This is a genomic window from Actinomycetospora termitidis (assembly GCF_030286555.1).
GTDB classification, from domain to species: Bacteria; Actinomycetota; Actinomycetes; order Mycobacteriales; family Pseudonocardiaceae; genus Actinomycetospora; species Actinomycetospora termitidis.
The window spans coordinates 318,869-336,541 of sequence record NZ_JASVWF010000007.1 but is presented as its reverse complement, the minus strand read 5'-3'; the positions used below and the strand labels follow the sequence as shown (position 1 = coordinate 336,541).

Annotated in this window: 13 protein-coding genes; 4 read left to right on the top strand and 9 right to left on the bottom strand. The window is 74.7% G+C overall.

Annotated features, from left to right (window positions below; genetic code table 11):
* Positions 1–46: 46 nt before the first annotated feature.
* The 6 genes from QRT03_RS26745 to QRT03_RS26720 form a co-directional block, all read right to left on the bottom strand.
* Positions 47–805, bottom strand: a complete 759-nt coding sequence (locus QRT03_RS26745; protein ID WP_286056189.1) for a hypothetical protein — start codon at positions 803–805, stop codon at positions 47–49.
* A 47-nt stretch (positions 806–852) separates the two neighbouring features.
* Positions 853–1,683, bottom strand: coding sequence for a CBS domain-containing protein (locus QRT03_RS26740; RefSeq protein ID WP_286056188.1), 831 nt, complete (start codon positions 1,681–1,683; stop codon positions 853–855).
* Positions 1,684–1,699: 16 nt separating this feature from the next.
* Positions 1,700–2,284: a hypothetical protein gene (locus QRT03_RS26735; RefSeq protein ID WP_286056187.1), complete on the bottom strand. Its 585-nt coding sequence runs from the start codon at positions 2,282–2,284 to the stop codon at positions 1,700–1,702.
* A 30-nt stretch (positions 2,285–2,314) separates the two neighbouring features.
* On the bottom strand, positions 2,315–3,922 hold the full coding sequence (locus tag QRT03_RS26730) for a hypothetical protein (RefSeq protein WP_286056186.1): 1,608 nt from the start codon (positions 3,920–3,922) through the stop codon (positions 2,315–2,317).
* Positions 3,923–3,931: 9 nt separating this feature from the next.
* Complete coding sequence (locus tag QRT03_RS26725; RefSeq protein ID WP_286056185.1) at positions 3,932–5,374, bottom strand: sugar transferase; 1,443 nt, start codon at positions 5,372–5,374, stop codon at positions 3,932–3,934.
* 122 nt (positions 5,375–5,496) lie between these two features.
* On the bottom strand, positions 5,497–7,317 hold the full coding sequence (locus QRT03_RS26720; protein ID WP_286056184.1) for an ABC transporter ATP-binding protein/permease: 1,821 nt from the start codon (positions 7,315–7,317) through the stop codon (positions 5,497–5,499).
* A gap of 126 nt (positions 7,318–7,443) precedes the next feature.
* Here QRT03_RS26720 and QRT03_RS26715 point away from each other — a divergent pair, with 126 nt between their 5' ends.
* Positions 7,444–8,136 carry a hypothetical protein gene (locus QRT03_RS26715; RefSeq protein ID WP_286056183.1) on the top strand — a complete coding sequence of 231 codons (693 nt, stop codon included), beginning with the start codon at positions 7,444–7,446 and terminating at the stop codon, positions 8,134–8,136.
* A gap of 631 nt (positions 8,137–8,767) precedes the next feature.
* Here the strand turns inward: QRT03_RS26715 and QRT03_RS26710 are convergent.
* Positions 8,768–9,469: a hypothetical protein gene (locus tag QRT03_RS26710; protein WP_286056182.1), complete on the bottom strand. Its 702-nt coding sequence runs from the start codon at positions 9,467–9,469 to the stop codon at positions 8,768–8,770.
* A 375-nt stretch (positions 9,470–9,844) separates the two neighbouring features.
* Complete coding sequence (locus QRT03_RS26705; RefSeq protein WP_286056181.1) at positions 9,845–12,988, bottom strand: ATP-binding protein; 3,144 nt, start codon at positions 12,986–12,988, stop codon at positions 9,845–9,847.
* 98 nt (positions 12,989–13,086) lie between these two features.
* Between QRT03_RS26705 and QRT03_RS26700 the strand changes: the two genes are divergently transcribed.
* The 3 genes from QRT03_RS26700 (at position 13,087) to QRT03_RS26690 (ending at position 16,324) form a co-directional block, all read left to right on the top strand.
* Positions 13,087–13,968 carry a hypothetical protein gene (locus tag QRT03_RS26700; RefSeq protein ID WP_286056180.1) on the top strand — a complete coding sequence of 294 codons (882 nt, stop codon included), beginning with the start codon at positions 13,087–13,089 and terminating at the stop codon, positions 13,966–13,968.
* A gap of 153 nt (positions 13,969–14,121) precedes the next feature.
* On the top strand, positions 14,122–15,171 hold the full coding sequence (locus QRT03_RS26695) for a cellulase family glycosylhydrolase (protein ID WP_286056179.1): 1,050 nt from the start codon (positions 14,122–14,124) through the stop codon (positions 15,169–15,171).
* A 268-nt stretch (positions 15,172–15,439) separates the two neighbouring features.
* Positions 15,440–16,324: a helix-turn-helix domain-containing protein gene (locus tag QRT03_RS26690; RefSeq protein ID WP_286056178.1), complete on the top strand. Its 885-nt coding sequence runs from the start codon at positions 15,440–15,442 to the stop codon at positions 16,322–16,324.
* On the opposite strand, the gene QRT03_RS26685 is transcribed toward QRT03_RS26690, so the two are convergent.
* A complete protein-coding gene (locus QRT03_RS26685; RefSeq protein ID WP_286056177.1) occupies positions 16,304–17,587 on the bottom strand; it encodes a glycosyltransferase family 4 protein in 1,284 nt (427 codons plus the stop codon). The genes QRT03_RS26690 and QRT03_RS26685 overlap by 21 nt on opposite strands.
* Positions 17,588–17,673: the final 86 nt, after the last annotated feature.

Here is a 17,673-nt window from a genome sequence, read left to right as displayed (position 1 = left end):
GCCGGGGTGTGACCGAACGCAACGAAGGAGCGCAGCGCCGTGACGCTCAGTCGCAGACCCGGACGGAGCGGGACGGGCTGAACTCCTCGTCGTGCTGCGGGAAGTACCACGTCACCCGGCGGTAGGCCTCCCGGCCGTCGCAGTCGCCGAGGTCGAACGCCACGACGGTCGCGCGTTCCTGCGTGACGCGGGTGTCGCCGCCCTCGCCGTCGTCGTCCGGTGTGTAGGGCGCGGTGCCCGTGCCGGTCGCGCGATCCTCGCCCCAGTCCTCCCAGCGCACCCCGACGACGACGGCGCCGTCGTCGCCGTCGATCTCGGTCGGCTGCGCGACGCCCCACCCGCGGGACCCGGCGGTCGTGCGGCCGAGGGCCGGGCCGTCGCTGGCGTTCGGGGTCGTCGACGGGATGATCGGCGGCCCGGCGACCGGGAGGGGCGGGACGGTGGTCGCCGTCGGGGTCGGGGCGGTGGTCGCGACCGGCGCGGCGACGGGGACGGGCTCCGAGACCAGCGTCCCCCGGGCGAACCATCCCCCGGCCGTGCCGAGGACGAGCAGCAGCACGCCCGTCAGCACCAGGGGCCACCGGGAACGCTTGGTCGCGACGACGGGTTGCGGTGCGGTCGCCGGATTGGACGGGGGCGTGACGGTGGTGGCGACGGTGGGAGTGGGGGTCGCCGTGACCGTCGGCTGCGGGCCGGTCGGCGGCATGCGGACGGTCGACTCCTCCTCCGACGGGCTCGGGACGGCGTCGGCCCGACCGCGTTGCTCGACCACCGGCACCTCCCCCGGCTCGTCCGACCGGCTCACGTGTGGCGCGGAGTATGCCGTTCGCGCCGATCCACGGTCGAGAGCCCTCACCGGCCCGGCGGCGCCACCGCCCGGAGCACGTCGCCGCGGCTGATCATCCCCACCACGCGGTCGTCGCGACCCAGCACCGGCAGCGAGCGGAACCGGCGGCGCACCATCGCCTTCGCGACCTTGGCCACCGACACGTTCGCCCGCACCGCCGTCGCCCCCGTCGTCATGGCCTGCCCGCACGTGCGCGGCGCCGGGCCGCGGCGCCCGGAGAGCCGGTCCGCCAGCAGGTCGGCCTCGCTGACCACGCCGAGCAGGCGGTCGTCCCGGTCCAGCACCGGCAGCGCGGTCAGGCGCTGCGCGGACAACCACGCGGCGGCCTCCGTGACCGGGGTGCTCTGGTCGGCGACCCAGCAGCGGTGGAGCGGCGTCATGACCTGACCCGCCGTCGAGCCGATCCGGGGCTCGTCGGGCGGCGGCGCGTCGAGGTCGACCTCCGGCGTCCCGAGGAGCCGGTCGACCAGCGAGCGGCGCTCGGGGGTGCGCAGCAGGTCGCCGCGGGTCACGATCCCGACCAGCACGCCGCCCTCGACGATCGGCATCACCCGCACCTCGCCGTAGCGACGCAGTCGATGGGCGAGCACGCTGACCGGCGAGTCGGGGGTCATCGTCATCGGGTCGCGGGTCATGACGTCGGCGACCCGTGCGCCCGACCGCCCCTCGACCTCCGCGCGCAGCAGGTCGAGCGTCGTCAGGATCCCGACCAGCCGGTGGCCCGTCGAGACCACCGGCAGCCCGGAGTACCGGTTGGCCGTGAGCAGGGCGCGGGCGTCCGCGAGCGGGGTGGACGGGCCGACCGTGACCACGCCGCTGGTCATCACCGCGCTCACCCGCACACGACGAGTTCTACCGGCCGTAGGTGATCGACGCACCCGTCGTCGTGAGCTGGTCGCGGGAGAACGGCACCGTGTTCGCGACGCTGGAGCCCACCCCGACGCGGTACATCCGGTCGTTCGCGGGGACGTCGGTGAACAGGACGTCGAAGCGGCACCCGTCGGCGAACGGCGTGCTCGAGCCCCATTGGTCGACCGCGTAGCCCAGCGACCCGAGCGGGGCGGCCGCCACGAGCCGGCCCCCGGCGTCCCACATCGACACCGACCGGCCGGACACCGGCGAGGAGAGGCACGGCGCCCCGGGGAGCTGGGCGCCCGACGAGACCACCACCACCGACCCCTGCACCGTCATCGTCCGGTTCGCGCGGGCCACCAGCGCCGCCACCAGCGCGATCACCGCCAGCAGCACGATCATCGCCCCCGCGATCCACCACGCCCGACGGGAGTGACGAGGCGACGCCGGGGCGGGCTCGGCCGGCGCCGGAGCGGCGTCCATCCACCGGATCCCGCTCGGCGGCGTCGGCGTCCACGGCTCCAGTGGCGACCGCGGCACCGGGATCTTCACGACGTCGGGTGTGGTGCGGTCGAGCTGCGTCATGGCGCCTCCCCCGAGCAGGTGGGGTCGACGTTAGGTCATGGTGTTGCGCAGGTGCCTGCCGAAGTAGACGACGTGCACCGTGCGGGTGCGTTCGACCCAGGTGAAGTAGATGCGCGGGGCCAGGCCGGCCGACGAGATCTTGATGTGCGACTCGACGATGCGGGGCTCGCCGTCGACGTCGAAGGTGCGGGTGTCGGGCCAGCGGTCCATCACCGACTTCGATTCCCGCATCGCGAGCTTGCGCGGGCTCGCCGGCCAGGCCATCGGGTGCCCGGAGTTCCAGCACCACTGGAAGAAGTCGGCCTCGACGCCGTCGCGGGAGCGCGCCCGGGCGTACCAGGCCAGGGCCCGCAGCGCCCGCCACGCCTGCTCGCCCCACGCCGCGCCGGCGGACTGGCGGTCGAGCAGCTCCAGGTCGACCCCGGCCGCCGTCGGGAAGGAGAGGTACTGCCCGAGGTGCTTGCGGGCGAGGGCCGCCGCGTCGCTGCAGTCGCGGGCGTGCACCGGGGCGACGTCGAGGTCCTCCAGCCCGGCGTCCGCACGCTCGCCGCGCAGGCGGGCGAGGTCGGTCGAGAGCGTGCGGAGCTGGTCGCGCAGGCTCGCGACCTCGTGCTCCAGGTCGCCGTACTCCTGGATCACGCCCTCGGACAGCGACCTCTCGGCCGCGAGGTCCTGCTCGAGGTCGGCGATCCGGGCGGTCGCCTTCTCCAGGGTGGCGCCGACCTCGGCCGGGGCCTGGGCGTCGAGGTGCGCGCGGGCGCGGTCGTAGGAGTCCGGCGGGCGGCGCGCGGTGGACAGCGGCGCGACGAGCCCCGCGACGAGCCGGCCGGCCAGCCCGGGCTTGGTCCAGTAGCGGTCGGCGCGGACGTCGAGGAGGCGGTCGGCGGTGTCGTCGCCGGCGGCCGGGTCGAAGCCCGGGAGGTAGACCCGCAGGCCGCCGGGGCCGATCGGGGCGTCCTCGCCGAGCGCGTCCGCGAGCGCGGACCCGCCGTCGGGATCGACGACCGCGACCGCCGCGAGCCCCGCGACGTCGCGCACGGTGCGCCGGACGACAGCGTCGAGGACCCGGCCCTCGTCGACCGGGACGTCCTCCCCGAGGTCGGCCAGGACGACGACGGGGACGTCGCGGTCGGCGTGCGTCACGAGGTCGGCGAGCTCCTCGGCACCGTCGGGGCCGCGGTAGCGCATCGGGGTCGGGCGCAGGACGACGCCGTGGCGCCCGGCCTTCGTGCTCGTGAGCAGCTCGCTGACGAAGATCGGCGGGCGCGGCACGATCGGCTCGTTGGGGTGGTGCGACGACGCGTCGACGTCGACCCACACCCACGCCCGGGCGCCCTCGTGCTCCGCGGTGCCGCCCGACCAGGTCCGCAGGGTGGTGGTCCACCGGATGCCGTCGCGACGGTTCGCGATGAACACCGCGCGCACGATCGCGGTGATCTTCGTGTCGGTCGGGTCGCGGTGGACGTCGCGGCGCAGCGTGTAGCGGTCCTGCTTGCTGGTGCGGATGCGCCCGGTGTCGGCGAGGGGGCGGTGGTCGCGCTCGGCGGCGCGCTCGGCCCAGCGGGTGAAGGCGTCGTCGGCGAGCTCGACGGCGGCCGGGTCGTCGGAGGCCCAGATCGCGCGGTAGAGCGTGCCCATGCCTCTCCCCTAGTAGGCGCCCCGGGATCCCAGGACCGCACCGACGGTCTTCCACAGGATCGTGGCATCCAGCGCCGGTGACCAGTTCTCCACGTACCGCAGATCGAGACGCACCGACTCCTCCCAGCTCAGGTCGCTGCGCCCGCTCACCTGCCACAGGCCCGTCATCCCCGGGCGGACCAGCAGCTTCCGCCGGGCGTCGTCGGCGTACTGGGCGACCTCGCGGGCCAGCGGCGGACGCGGCCCGACCAGCGACATCGACCCGCCGAGCACGTTGAACAGCTGGGGCAGCTCGTCGAGGGAGAGCCGCCGCAGGACCGCGCCGACCCGGGTGACCCGCGGGTCGCGACGCATCTTGAACAGGGGCCCGGCGCCCTCGTTCTGCCGGTCGGGGACGTGCCGGTCGGCGTCGACGACCATCGACCGGAACTTGACCATGCGGAACGTGCGCCCGTGGATGCCGACGCGTTCCTGCCGGTAGAACACCGGCCCGCCGTCCCGCTTCACGAGGGCGGCGATCACGGCCAGCGTCGGCGCGAGGACCAGCAGGAGCGCCGCGGCGCCGAGCTTGTCGACGACGACCTTGACCGCCCGCGTCGTCCCGGAGAACCGCGGCTCGGTGAGGCGGAGCATCGGCAGCCCGTCGACCGGTGCCACGTGCAGGCGCGGCCCGCCGACCTCCATCAGGCCCGGGTCGACGACGAGGTCGACCCCCGTGCCCTCGAGGTCCCACGCCAGGCGGTGCAGTCGCTTCGGCGTCCAGCCCGGGGCGGGGGCGACCGCGACGACGTCGATGCCGAGGGCCGCGACCTGCCGCGGGACGTCGTCGAGGTCCCCGACGACGGGCGCGTCCGCGGCGCCGTCGCCGGTTGGGGTGCAGGCCGCGACGACCCGCCAGCCGTGCCACGGGACCCGCCGGGTGCGGGCCACCAGGTCCGCCGCGGCCTCCGGGGTCCCGACGACGAGCACGCGGGCCATGCAGGCCCCGTCCCGCCGGGCGGCGTGCAGCACGCGCCGGACGAGCCAGCGGCCGACCAGCACGACGACCGCCGCCGCCGGCAGCACCCCGACGACCCACGGCCGGAGCCACTCGGCCTTGACCGCGAACCCGACGAAGGCGAGCACGAGGGTCGCGCGGACGAACGCGCGCGCGAGCCGGTTGAACTCCTCGCTGCCCTGCCCGACGACCTGGGGGTCCCAGCACCGCAGGCCGGCCAGGAACGCGACCGCGACACCGACGGCGACGGCGCTGCCGAGCGCGGCGTCGAGGGCCACCCACTCGCGGGCGAGCACCCCGACCAGCGCGACGGCGGCGGTGACGGTCACCAGGAGGACCAGGTCGGTCACGACGACGGCGCGGCGCAGGCGGGGACGCCAGCCGTCCCGCGTGGACCCGACCGGCGCGCCGACCGGCGCCGGTGCTCTCGTGTCGGTCCCCGGATCGATGGCCATGCGTGCAGGTCCCCTCGTCGCGGTCGCCCCCCGTAGCGACACCGGTCCACGTGCTCTCACCGTGGACTCCGACGATGCCCCGAACGGGCTATGACGCCGCGCGTGGAGATTGCTCGGTGTGACTACTGCGTGATCGCCTCCAGCTCCCACCGGCCCTCGCCCCGGAGGTCCAGCCTCCGGGCGTGGAACGCCTCCAGGCTCGACCGGTGTCCCACGCTGACCAGGACGAGGTCCGGCAGCTCCTCGCGGACGAGGGTGTACAGGTCGTGCTCCAGCCCCTCGTCCAGCGCGGCCGTGGCCTCGTCGAGGAACACGACGTCGGGCCGGGACAGCACGAGCCGGGCGAACCCGAGCCGCTGCTGCTCGCCGGGCGAGAGGGTGCGCCACCAGAGCTCGTCATCGTCGAGGCGGGTGGCGAGGTGCCCCAGCGCGACCGCCCGCAGGACCCGCGCCGCCTCGTCGTCGGGAACCTCCTCGGGCGGACGGGGGTAGGCGAGCGCCGTCCGGAGCGTGCCCAGCGGGAGGTACGGCTGCTGGGACAGGAACATCGACCGGGGCCCCTCCGGGCGCTCGACCGTACCCTCGGCGTAGGGCCAGAGGTCGGCGAGACTGCGCAGGAGCGTGGTCTTGCCATAGCCGGATCGGCCGGTGATCAGCAGGGTGTCCGCGCCGGCGAGGGTGAGGTCGAGGTCTTCGACGAGGACCGTGCCGTCCGGGGTGCGCACGGTGAGGTCGCGGACCGCGACGCCGTCGGCGCGGTCCTCCGCCGAGATCGTCGGGAGCTCTCGGGCCTGCTCGTCGGCGTCGAGGAGCCCGGTCAGACGGTCGAGGACGGCGCGGTAGCCGGCGAACGTGTCGTACGCGTTGCGGAAGAAGCTCAGCGAGTCGTGGACCTGACCGAAGGCCTGCGCGGTCTGCTGGATGTCGCCGAGGCTGATCTGCTGGGCGAAGAAGCGCGGCGCCTGCAGGATGATCGGGAACACCTGCGAGATCTGGGTGACGATCAGGTTGAAGCCGTTGAACTTCAGCGTCCGCACGACGATGCGGCGGTAGTTCGCGATGACGTCGCGGAACCGACCGTCGAGCGTGCGGCGCTCCACCGGCTCGCCGCGGTAGAAGGCGATGTTCTCGGCGTTGTCCCGCACCCGGACCAGCGCGTAGCGGTAGTACGCGCCGAGGCCCTCGTTGAGGAAGTTGAGCCGGATGAGGGGCTTGCCGATGCGGAAGGCGAAGACCGTGGCGACGATGACGTAGAGGAAGGCGATGAAGGTCATCGCGCGCGGGACCTCGACCCCGAACACCGTGAACGGGCCGGACAGCTCCCACAGGATGATCGTGAACGACGGCAGCGTGACCAGCGCCTGCACCGCCCCGCTCGGCCCGATCGACAGCGAGTAGGACGTCTGCGCGAAGGACGCGATGTCCTCCTGGATGCGCTGGTCGGGGTTGTCGACCTGGGTCTCGGAGAACCGGGAGCGCTGGTAGACGCGGTCGCCGAGCCAGTCGCCGAGGAACCGGTCGGTGAGGTTCTCCCAGAGGCGGATCAGGAAGCGCTGGCCGACGTAGTAGGTCACCAGCGCCTCGGCGACCGACAGCGCGGCGATCACCGAGAAGACGAGCAGCGACCGCCAGAAGGCCCCGGCGTCGAGGTTCTGCAACGCGGTGTACAGGTCGTTCGTCTGGTAGGTGTACAAGATCGTCAGGCGGACCTGGAACACCACGAGCGCCAGCAGGCCCAGCACGAAGAGCACCGGCCGGTACCCGTCGGGCCCCGTGCGCGGACTCATCCACGGGCCGGCCAGACGCCAGAACTGCCGGCCCCACGTCAGGAAGCGCACGATGAGCCCGGCGACGATCGCGAACCCGATGACGGTGGCGACCCAGACGGCCGCGATCCAGATCAGGCTCGAGAACCACTCCGTGCCCCAGTCGACGGACTCCATCGCATTCCCCCTGCAGATCACCTGACCGGTTGGCGCCGGACAGTAGCGAGGGGGTCCGACAGTGCTGCCGCGGGTTCCGGTGTGGGGCAGGCTGTCCCCCCGGGACCGAGCGGGGAGGAGCGAGGCGTGGCGCGATCTCCGTTCGGCGAGCTGCCGGCGCCCGACGACGACGGGTCCTGGGCCGGTGAGCCCACGACGTGGGGCGGGCGCGGCCGGATGTCCGTGGTCGTGGTGCTGGGCGTGCTCGCGGCGGTGCTGGTGGTCGTGCTGGCGCTGACGTTCCTGACCGACTCCGACGCCAGGTCCGGCACGGCCGCGGTCGGTGCGCCGCCGCCGGTGCCGGCCGCCGACGTCGCCGCGGGGACGCCGGTACAGCTGGGCGGGTACGGCTACGAGGTCGGCGTCGGACCGTTCGTGGCGAGCACGCGCGGGGCGCCGGCGGGGTCGCACCTGCTGCTGGCGACGCTGGTCGTGCGGAACTCCTCGGGCGCGCCGGCCCCGAACCCGCTGCGGTCGCTCCGGGTGCAGGTCGGGTTGGCGGCGCTCCCGGAGTCGGTGACGACGGGCCCCTCGGCCGTGCTCTGCCAGAACCGCCCGGCGGTGTCGCCGCTGGGTGCGGGCCCGGCGTCGTACCCGGGACTGGCGCCGGGCTCGTGCGTGCTGGAGGCGCGGACGTCCGGGGCCGGTCCGGCGATGCTGGCGCCCGACGAGGAGGCACGCGGGATGCTGCTGTCGACCCCGGTGCCGGACGCCGTCACCGACACGGCGGCCTCGGTCTGGACGGAGACGACGCCCGGGACGTGGCAGCGGGTGGGGTGAGGGGCCTGGGCGTCCGCATCGGCGACCTCTGGGGGCACCCTGCGCCCATGATCACCGGAACGAGGAGGATCCGAGGCCTGGGCGCCCGGATCCTCGTCGTTCCGGTGATCTTGCTCGGTCCGTGCCGGTGAGTGCGACGTCAGGCCGCTGCGCAGGCCGCGGGACCTGCGTGGCGCAGCTCGCCGACGGGGCCCTCGCGGGTTCCGGACGTCGGGGCGTGTCGGCACCGACATCGTGCGGCCGGCTCCGGGCGGTGAGTGCGACAGGGCGCAGGTTCGCGAGGCGTCGTTCCTGCGTGGTGTCGCACTCGCGCTCGTGGCCGGTCCGGAGGTGGTGCTCCACGCGTGGTGAATGGCGATCTACTGGCACAGGATGCGTGCAGGGCGCCATTCACGCTGGGGCGGTCGGCGCCCGTCGACGGTCGTCCGCGCGCGAGGTCGACGTGGTGGAGGTTCCGGTGCCGCGGGACCTGCGTGGTGTGTCGCACTCGGCGATCGTGCGGCGCCGCGACCGGCGGTCCTGGCGCAAGATCCGGACTTCTGGGGCGTGTCGCACGGTCTGTTGCGCGTGTCGCCACAGAAGTCCAGACCCTGCCCGGCGGGCCGTCCCCCTCGACCGGCCCGCCCATCCATCAGAAGACGACCATCTCCGGGGCCTTCTCCTTGCCGGGCTTCCCGCCCTTGTCGCCCTTGTCCTTGTCGCCCTTGTCCTTGTCGCCCTTGTCCTTGTCGCCCTTGTCCTTGTCGCCCTTGTCCTTGCCGCCCTCGGACTTGTCCTTGCCGTCCTCGGACTTCCCGCCCTTGTCCTTGTCGCCCTTGTCCTTCTCGGGCTCGACCGGGGTCACCGTCACGTCCTCGGGCGTCTCGGTCTCCGGGGTCTCGGCCTTCGGAGTCTCGGTCTCCGGAGTCTCGGTCTCCGGGGTCTCGGTCACCGGCTCCATGTCCTCGGGCGCCATGTCCTCGGAGTCCATGTCGTCCATGCCCGGGAGCACGTCACCGAGGCCGGGGAGCATGCCGCCCGGGTGGTCCGGCTTGCCGTGGTCCTTGCCCCCGTGGCCCCAGTCGTCCTTCTTGTGGTCGTCCTTCTTGTGACCGTCGTGCTTGTCGCCGTGCTCGTGCCCGCAGCCGCAGTCCTTGCCGTGCTCGTGGCCCTCGTCGTGCTTCGAGGACTCGTGCGAGTCGGTGACGTGCTCGGTCGCCGGCAGCTCGCCCGCGAACGCCATCGTGCTGCCCCCGCCGACCAGCGACAGGGCCGCGACGGCGGTGAAGGCACCGCGTCCGGCCAGGCCATTCAGCCGACCGTCGCGACGGCGGGGAGCGCTGTGTGCACCCATGGGAGTCCTCCTCGATGAGACGTGTGCATGGCACGGCAGGAGGACCCGGTGCCCCCCGAACCGGGAAGCGGCGGTCACCGACCGTCGCTGCCACAGATAACGAAGGCATCACGGACGAGTGACGACCCGATCATGGAAATGCACGAAGAAAGCTCTGACCAGCACGGACACTCGAAAGAATGAGTGGTCCGCGCGCTGACGAATCGTCACCACGAGAAGGCGGATCGAGTGGTACCCGAACTCGTTCGGACCCATGCACGATCGGGGGAAAACTTTCCCGACGAGCACGACGGCGGCCCGAGGACTCCGGAAAGGTTGCGGAAAGCCGACCCCGATCCAATGCGTCCGGTGGACACCGGTCGGGGCGGGGAGCTCTCAGAGCGCTCGCCGGAGTCCCAGGGGCAGGACCGGTCCCGGGGTGTCGGAGGGCCGCCCCGGGGCCGTGCCCCCCGTGGCCTCCGCGAAGCCCTCCGCCGCGTCCGCCCACGGGTACCAACCCAGCGCCGTCGCGGTCGCCTGGGCCGCACGGAAGCGTCGGTGGGCCCCGTCCTGCTCGCCACGGGCGGCCAGCGCGAGCCCGCGGTAGAGGTCCAGCGGCCCCAGGAACGCCGCGCCGATCCCGACGACGACCGTCGCGCCCGGATCGTCGGGCAGGGCGGTCAGGACGAGGTCGGCGGTCGCCCGGTCGTCGAGCGCGAAGGCGGCGCACGCGGCCAGGCAGAGTCCGACCCGGTCGAACAGCCCGCCCTCGCGCCCGTGGCGGCGTCGGTGGAACTCGGCGAGCTGCTCGGCGGCGGCGGCGAGGTCGTCCCCCTGCACCGCGTCCACGGCCGCGACCGCCGACCAGGCCGGCTCGCGCGGGTAGTCGGTGGCCGTCCGCGCCGGCAGGCCCCCGAGGACGGGGAGGCTGCCGGTGAGCAGGTGGCGGATCACCAGGTGCGCCCCGAAGGCGCCGAGCGCGTCGGCGATGCCCAGCTCGTGCGCGCGCCCGAACGCCTCCTGCGCCGCCTGGTCGGCCTCCTCGATCTTGCCGCCCGCGAGCAGCGCGGACGCCTCCACCAGGCGCGTCGCCCAGATCGTCCGCGGGCGGTGCCGCCGCTCGGCCTCCGGCCCCAGCTCGGCCGCCACGGCGAGCGCCTCGTCCAACGACCCGGCCCCGACGAGCGCCGCGACGAGCAGCTCGTCGGCCTCCAGGCGCAGCGTCACCGCGTCGGCGGCCCGCGCGAGGGCCGCGGCGCGGCGGGCGGTCGCGACCCGGTCCCTCGCGGGCACCGACACCCCCAGCTGCAGGTAGGCCCGCGTCACGGCGATCTCGGCGGCGAGCATCGGCTCGGCCCCGCCGTCGCCCATCGCGAGCAGCTCCCCGACCAGCGACGCCGTCCCGTCGCCGTCGATCTGCTGCTCCTCGACGACGAGACCGCGCAGCACCCGGGCCCGCTGCAGGTCGGTCAACGGCAGCGCGTGCACCCGGCGGAGCCGCTCCAGGCGCCGCGGCCGGCCCGCGACCGAGGGCCCCAGCGCGTCGTCGCCCAGGGCGGCGGAGACGGAGTCCTCGATCTCGGCGTCGGGGTCGGCGACGACGGCGTCGAACAGGTCCGCCGCCTCGTCCACCCGCCCCTGCACCTCGCGCACGAGGCCCCGCAGCAGGCGGACGTGCACCGGGCGCGACGTCGTCGGCGCCGCGGCGTCCAGCAGCTCCAGGGCCGTCGCGAGCGCCCCGTCACGGTAGGCGGCGAAGGCCGCGGGCAGGTGCGCGTCGGCGACCTCGACCGCCGGCAGGAGCGCCGCGGCCCCCACGGCGTGGCGCAGCACCGTGAACGGCTCCGCGTCGTGCCCGAGGGCGGCCAGGCGCGCCCGGTGCAGCTGGGCGCGCACCACGGCGGGCACCACGTCGAGCACCGCGGCCGCGGTGAGGTCGTGGCGGAACGCGAAGCCGTCGGCGGTCGGCTCGACCAGGGTCATCACGACGGCGGGTCGGACGTCCCGCGCGAGGGTGCGCTCGTCGGTGCCGACGGCGCCCGCGAGTTCGGCCAGCGGCAGCGGCCCGAGCACCGCCATCGCCTCCAGCGCGCTGCGGCACGGCTCGGGGAGCCCGCCGAGCTGGTGGTCGAGCAGCGGCCGCAACCGCGCCGGGACGCGCCGGGTCGCCGCCTCGCGCGACTCGTCGTCGGGAAGGTCCTTCAGCTCCGCGAGCAGCGCGGACAGGTGCAGCGGGTGGCCTCCGGTGCGGCTCCACAGCGCGGCGACGAGCCGCTGGGAGGCCTGGTCCCAGCCCATGGCGTCGACGACCATCGCGCGGGTGCCCGCCTCGTCGAGCTCGGTCAGGGGCAGGCGGACGACGTCGTCGAGCAGGCTGAGGTCGGCCGCCGCGTCGCTCCAGGCCGGGTGCGCGGTGGTGTCCGGCTCGCGCGCCGCGACGAGCACGACCACCCCACTGGGCAGCCCCGCCTGCCCGAGACCGCGCAGGACGTGCAACGACGCCGGGTCGGCGCGGTGGGCGTCGTCGAGGATCACGAGGACCAGGCCCTCAGCCGAGATCGCCGCGAGCCGGCGGCGCAGCGTGCGCCCGGGGGTGGGGTCGCGCAGCGACGGCGGCGCCACGCCCACCGCGTGCAGCGCCTGCACCCACGCGGCGAACGGCGCCTGGTCGTGCTCCCAGAGCCCGCGCCCGACGGTGCCCCCGCGACGGGCGGCCTCCTCGAGGGCGGCCCGCAGGAGGGTCGACTTCCCGATCCCGGCCTCGCCCGCGACCACGACGATCCGCCCGGAGCGGGTGTCGTCGAGCGCCTCCCGGATCGTCGCGAGCGGTGCGCCGCGGCCGACGACGTCCCGGCGACGCCGCTGCTCGGAGTCCAGGACGGCCCGCTCGGCCGAGCGCAGGGCCTCGCCCGGGTCCACGCCGTGCTCGGTCCGCAGGACGGCGCGCGTGGTGGCGAGGAGCTTCAGCGCCTCCCCGGTGCGTCCCTCGGCGTGCAGCGCGAGGGCGGCGACGGACGCGATGCCCTCGTGGTCGGGGTCGTCGTCGAGTACCCCCGCCGTCAGGGCCACGACCTCGCGCGACCGGCCGTCGGCGAGCAGGCACCGGGCGTGTTCCTCGACGACCTCCCGGTGCCGACGCCGTACCCGTTGGCCCTCGGCCGCCAGCCGGGGCCCGGGCCGGCACCCGGGGAACGCCTCGCCGCGGTACTCCGCCAGAGCCTCGGCCGGGTCGCGGCCCGCGGCGTCCAGGAAGCGGCTCAGGTCGACCGCCGACCGCGGGAGCTGCAGGACGTATCCGCCACCGGTGCTCTCCACGACGGCGGGGGCCACCCACTTGCGCAGCCGCGTCACCTGGACGTGGAGCGCGCTCGACGGGTGCTTCGGCAGCGCGGTGTCGTAGAGCTCGTCGATCAGGGTCGCCGTCGGCACCGCGCGGCCGGGATCCAGCGCCAGGTGGGCCAGCAACGACCGCAGGATCGTGCTGCGCACCGGCGGCGTCCCCACCACCTCGACCGCACCGAGCAGACGAACCTCTGTCACCACTCCCCCAGGAGTCACCGCCCGTGACCTCTTATGCCGACCATACGTCCGACGTGGTCATCGACCTAGACCAGGTGTCTGCCGGCGACATACTCCTCGTGACCCCGATCCCCGGCGAACCACTCGGGGACATGATCACCCGGCTGGACGGATCCGGGTTCTCGCACTCCGGGATCGCGACGGGGGACGGCGACGGGCAGATGGCCTCCGCCCACATGTCGTTCTGCCGCACCCGCCCGTTCGACCTCGGCGGGATCCGGGGCGACCACGTGTCGCACTTCTGGGAGCTCGGCCAGTCGGTCTACCGGCTCGCGGTGCGCCCGGAGGTCCCGCGCGACCCGGCCCTCGAGCGGCTGGCGTCGTTGCGCAGCCCGGACGACGACGGGACGTTCTCCGTCCCGAAGATCGTGATCGTCGCGATCGCCCTCGCGACGTTCGCCCGCGACCTCGCACCGGAGAGCGCGCTCGAGGTCCGCCGGCTCGCCTTCGAGGCCGCCCGGGCGTGGGAGGGCGTCCCGGACCGGCGCCAGTTCTACTGCGCCGAGCTCGTCGCCCGCCTCTACGACCGCCCGTTCGCCGTGTCCGCGCTCGAGCCGGTCGACCCGCAGCGGCCGGCGCCGGGCCCGCCGGCCCAGGAGGGGTTCCTGGACTCCCTGCTGGTCCGGACCCTCGGCTGGCTCACCGACGACGACCTGCAGGCGCCCTACGACCGGATGCTCGCCGCCGTCGAGAAGGCCATGCCGACGTTCCTCGACCAGGCCGCCGTCGACATCCTGCTCAGCCCGTTCCTGCACGACGGCGGGCCCGCGCTCGCGCAGGGACGGCGGACCCCGGTCGACCGCCCCGACGACCCGGCCGCGGAGCGGCTGCCGTACTCGCTGGTCACGCCACGGATGCTGCTCGACGCCCCGTGGACCGCCGACCACGTGGAGCGCATCGTCGGCCCCGACGCCCCGCTCGCCCCGCCGTCGGGACCCTGACCGGGCCCGCGAGCAGGGGATGTGACCCGCCGGAGGCGGGACCGTTACCTCGTTCGGCGCCCTCGCACCTGATGGGGTGGATTGACGCCGGTTCGTTCCGCCGCGCTCGTACGTTGGGACGCCCCGGCACTCCACCGAAAGGACGAGCGCACCGTGCGTCGCCTCCCCCTGCTGATCGCCGCCGTCGTCGCGATCGTGCTGGCCTCGCTCGTGCACGGCACCCCGGCCCCGACGCCCGCGACCGCCGCCCCCGCGGGGCGCGCCGGCTTCTCCCCCGGCGGGTCGTTCCTGTTCGCCGACGCGGCGACGCAGGCCTCCGACGTGCAGACGATGAAGGCCGCCGGCGCCCGCTGGATCCGCCTGGACATCGACTGGTCCGCGATCGAGACCTCGCGCGGCTCCTACTCGTGGACCCGGACCGACCAGGCGGTGCGGGCCGCCGTCACCGGGGGCCTGCAGGTGATCGGGCTGGTCGGCTACACCCCGGCGTGGGCCCGCCCGTCGGGCACCTCGAACCGCCGCCCACCGAGCAACCCGGCCGACATGGCCGCGTTCGCCTCCGTCGTGGCGAAGCGCTACGGGCCGTACCTCGACGTGTGGGAGGTGTGGAACGAGCCGAACCTCGCGAGCGCGTGGAACCCGTCCCCCGACCCGTACGCGTACATCAAGCTCCTCAAGCCGGTGTCCGCGTCCCTCAGGGCCGCCGACCCCGGCGCGACCGTCCTCACCGGAGGGATCTCCTCCGACGGCGACGACGGCGCCCCGGGCCACTACGCGACCGCCGCGTGGATCTACGCGCTCTACCAGGGCGGCGCACAGTCCGCCTTCGACGGGATCTCGTTCCACCCCTACTCGTTCCCGACGATGCCCTCGAAGACCGGGTCGACCGGGTTCGCCGCGGTCCCGACGTTGCGCAACTACATGGTCGGACGCGGCGACTCCGCCAAGGGCATCTGGATCACGGAGTTCGGGTCGCCGACCCTGCCCGCCCCCGGCGTCGTCACGAACGAGCAGCAGGCCGCGATCCTCGCCGACGCCTTCCGGCTCGTCGCGCAGTGGCCGTACGTCCGGACGTTCCTCGTCTACAACCTCCGCGACGGGCTCCCGACGTCGAGCCGCGAGCAGCACTTCGGGCTGCGCACGCTCACCGACCAGCCGAAGCCCGCGTGGACGACGTTCACGGGCAACGCGCCGAATCTGTAGGGGATACGCGGAGTTGTCCGGCGGCCGGACCCGGATAGGACGGCGGAACGGGCGGTTGTCCGGTTCTCTTCCCCCGAGATCATCCGCCCCGTATCCCTCTTCTCCGTGACCATCCCCGCGCCCGTGTCGGGGCCCGGGTTCCGGGGTCTCGAGGGGCATCCCGGAGCACGTGGCCGGGGGCGGGGGTGGTCACCCGGACGGGTAACGGTCAGGCCCGTGGATCTCGATGGTTGAAGAGACCACGTTCCCCGTCCCCCGGAGCCCGACCGTGCCGCGACCCCAGCGTGAGCTCGACCCCGCCGGTGGTCCGCTCGTGGAGTTCGCCCGCGACCTGCGCGCCCTGCGCGAGGCCGCCGGCAGCCCGAAGTTCACGACGATGGCGCGGCGCACCGGGCGCTCGAAGACCGCGCTGGCCGACGCCTCGGCCGGGCGGCACCTGCCCCGCTGGGAGACCGTCGAGGACTACGTCCGCGCGTGCGACGCCGACCCGGCGCCCTGGCGGGCCCGGTGGGATGCACTGCGGTCCGGGGGCGCGACGCCGGCCGCCGAGGAACCGTCGTCCGACGTCAGTGATGTGCCATCGCCGGCACCCGGGGACGACCAGGCCGCACGTGCGAGTGGCGCCGTCCTGACGTCAGGTGGCAGCACTGCGTCAGTGCCGGCACCGGCACCCCGGAGCCGCCGCCGCGTCGTGGCGGCGGTCGCCGCCACCACCGCCGTCGTCGCGATCGCCCTGGGCTTCGTCCTGGGCCGGCTCACCGTGCCCGCTCCCCCGGTCGAGCCGCAGACGGTCGAGGCGATCGAGGTGCAGAACAAGGTGGCCCTGGGCGCCGACCGGCTCGTCGAGGACCGCACGCCCGCCTACCTGTCGACCGAGGCGCTGTCCTACTGCGCCTCGCCGAGCCGCTCGTGCAAGGTGCCGGGGACCGAGATGGTCTCGGGCGCCGCCGTCGTCGCGAACTGCTGGACGACCGGCCAGATGATGTGGAACGTCGACCTCGCCGACCCCGACCAGGCCCGCAACCCCGACCGCGTGCAGTCCGACCTCTGGTACCGCGCGTCGTTCCCCGACGGGCGCACCGGCTACCTCTCCGAGGTCTACGTGGTGCGCGGCGATCGCGGCGGACGCGGTCTACCGCGCTGCACGCCGTAGCGACGCCAGCTCCTCGACCCACGCCACGTAGGCCGCGTGCGCCCGGCCGGCGCCGAGCGCGTCCTCGGCGTAGCGCCGGCCACGCTCCCCGGCCGCAGAGTCCTCGGCCGTCGTCCGGATCGCCGCCAGCAGGGCCTCCGGCTCCCCCGGGTCCACCCGGACGCCCGCGTCGGCCCGCGCGAGCTCCGCGGACGCCGCCGAGCGCGCCCAGGACGCGGCCACCACGGGCCGGCCCGCCGCGAAGTACGAGGTCAGCTTGGACGGGGCGCTCATCTCGGCGACCGTCTCCGCCTCGTTGACCACGAGCACGTCGGCGGCGGCGAGGGCGTCGGGGAAGCGGTCGCCCGGCAGCGGGTCGACGAAGGTCAGCCGCTCGATCCCGGCGCCGAGCGCTTCCAGGCGGGCCCGCTGGTTGCCGTCACCGAGCAGGACGAAGCGCACCGGGGAGCCGACGGCGTCGGCGTGCCGTGCGGCCTCGACGACGTTCTCCAGGCCCTGCTTGACGCCCATGTTGCCCGCGTGCAGCGCGACGACCTCGTCGTCGCGCCAGCCGAGCTCCCGGCGCACGGCGGCGCGGTCACCGGTGGGCGGGGCGATGTGCGACCAGTTCGGGATCGTCGTGATGCGCCCGGCGTCCACGCCCAGTCCCTCGAGGGTGGACGAGAACTGCGGGTGCACCACCGCGACGCCGTCGGCCCGCGCGAGCAGCGAGCCCTCGAGCCGGGCTCCGAGCGAGGCGACCCGCGACGACGTCATGCCGGTCTCGGTCAACGCGCGGGAGTACAGGTCCTGGGTGACGACGCCGAGCGCGGTCCGGCCCTCCCGCCGCCAGCGCAGGCCGGCGGCCACGGTGAGCAGGACGGGGCTGACCGCGATGACGACGTCGGGGCGTGGTCCGCCGATCGCGGCGGCGTGCGCGGTGAAGGCGGCGTCCATGACGATGCGGCGGCGCGCGTCGGGCACGGCGGGGACCGGGTGCCGCACACGGGTCACGGGCACGCCGTCCAGCACCTCGTGGCGACGCAGCCCGCCGTACCCGGCGGTGATCTCCCAGGCGGGGTAGTGCGGGTAGCCCGTGACGACGCGGACCCGGTGCCCGGCCGCGTGCAGCGCCGCGACCATCCCGGTGGTGTAGGGCGCGTTCCCGGTGTGCTCGGGGGCGTAGTGCATGCCGATCACGAGCACGTCGAGGCCGGTCGTCGCCGCCGCCCGCCGTCGCTGGGGGCGCTCCGGAGCGCCCGGCCGGCCCGGGGCCAGCGCCATCGTCCACCCGCTCTCGTCCGACGATCGTCCGGCCCTCGATGATCGGAGCCGGGAGCGGTACGGCGCCCTGGGCACAGTTCCCAGGG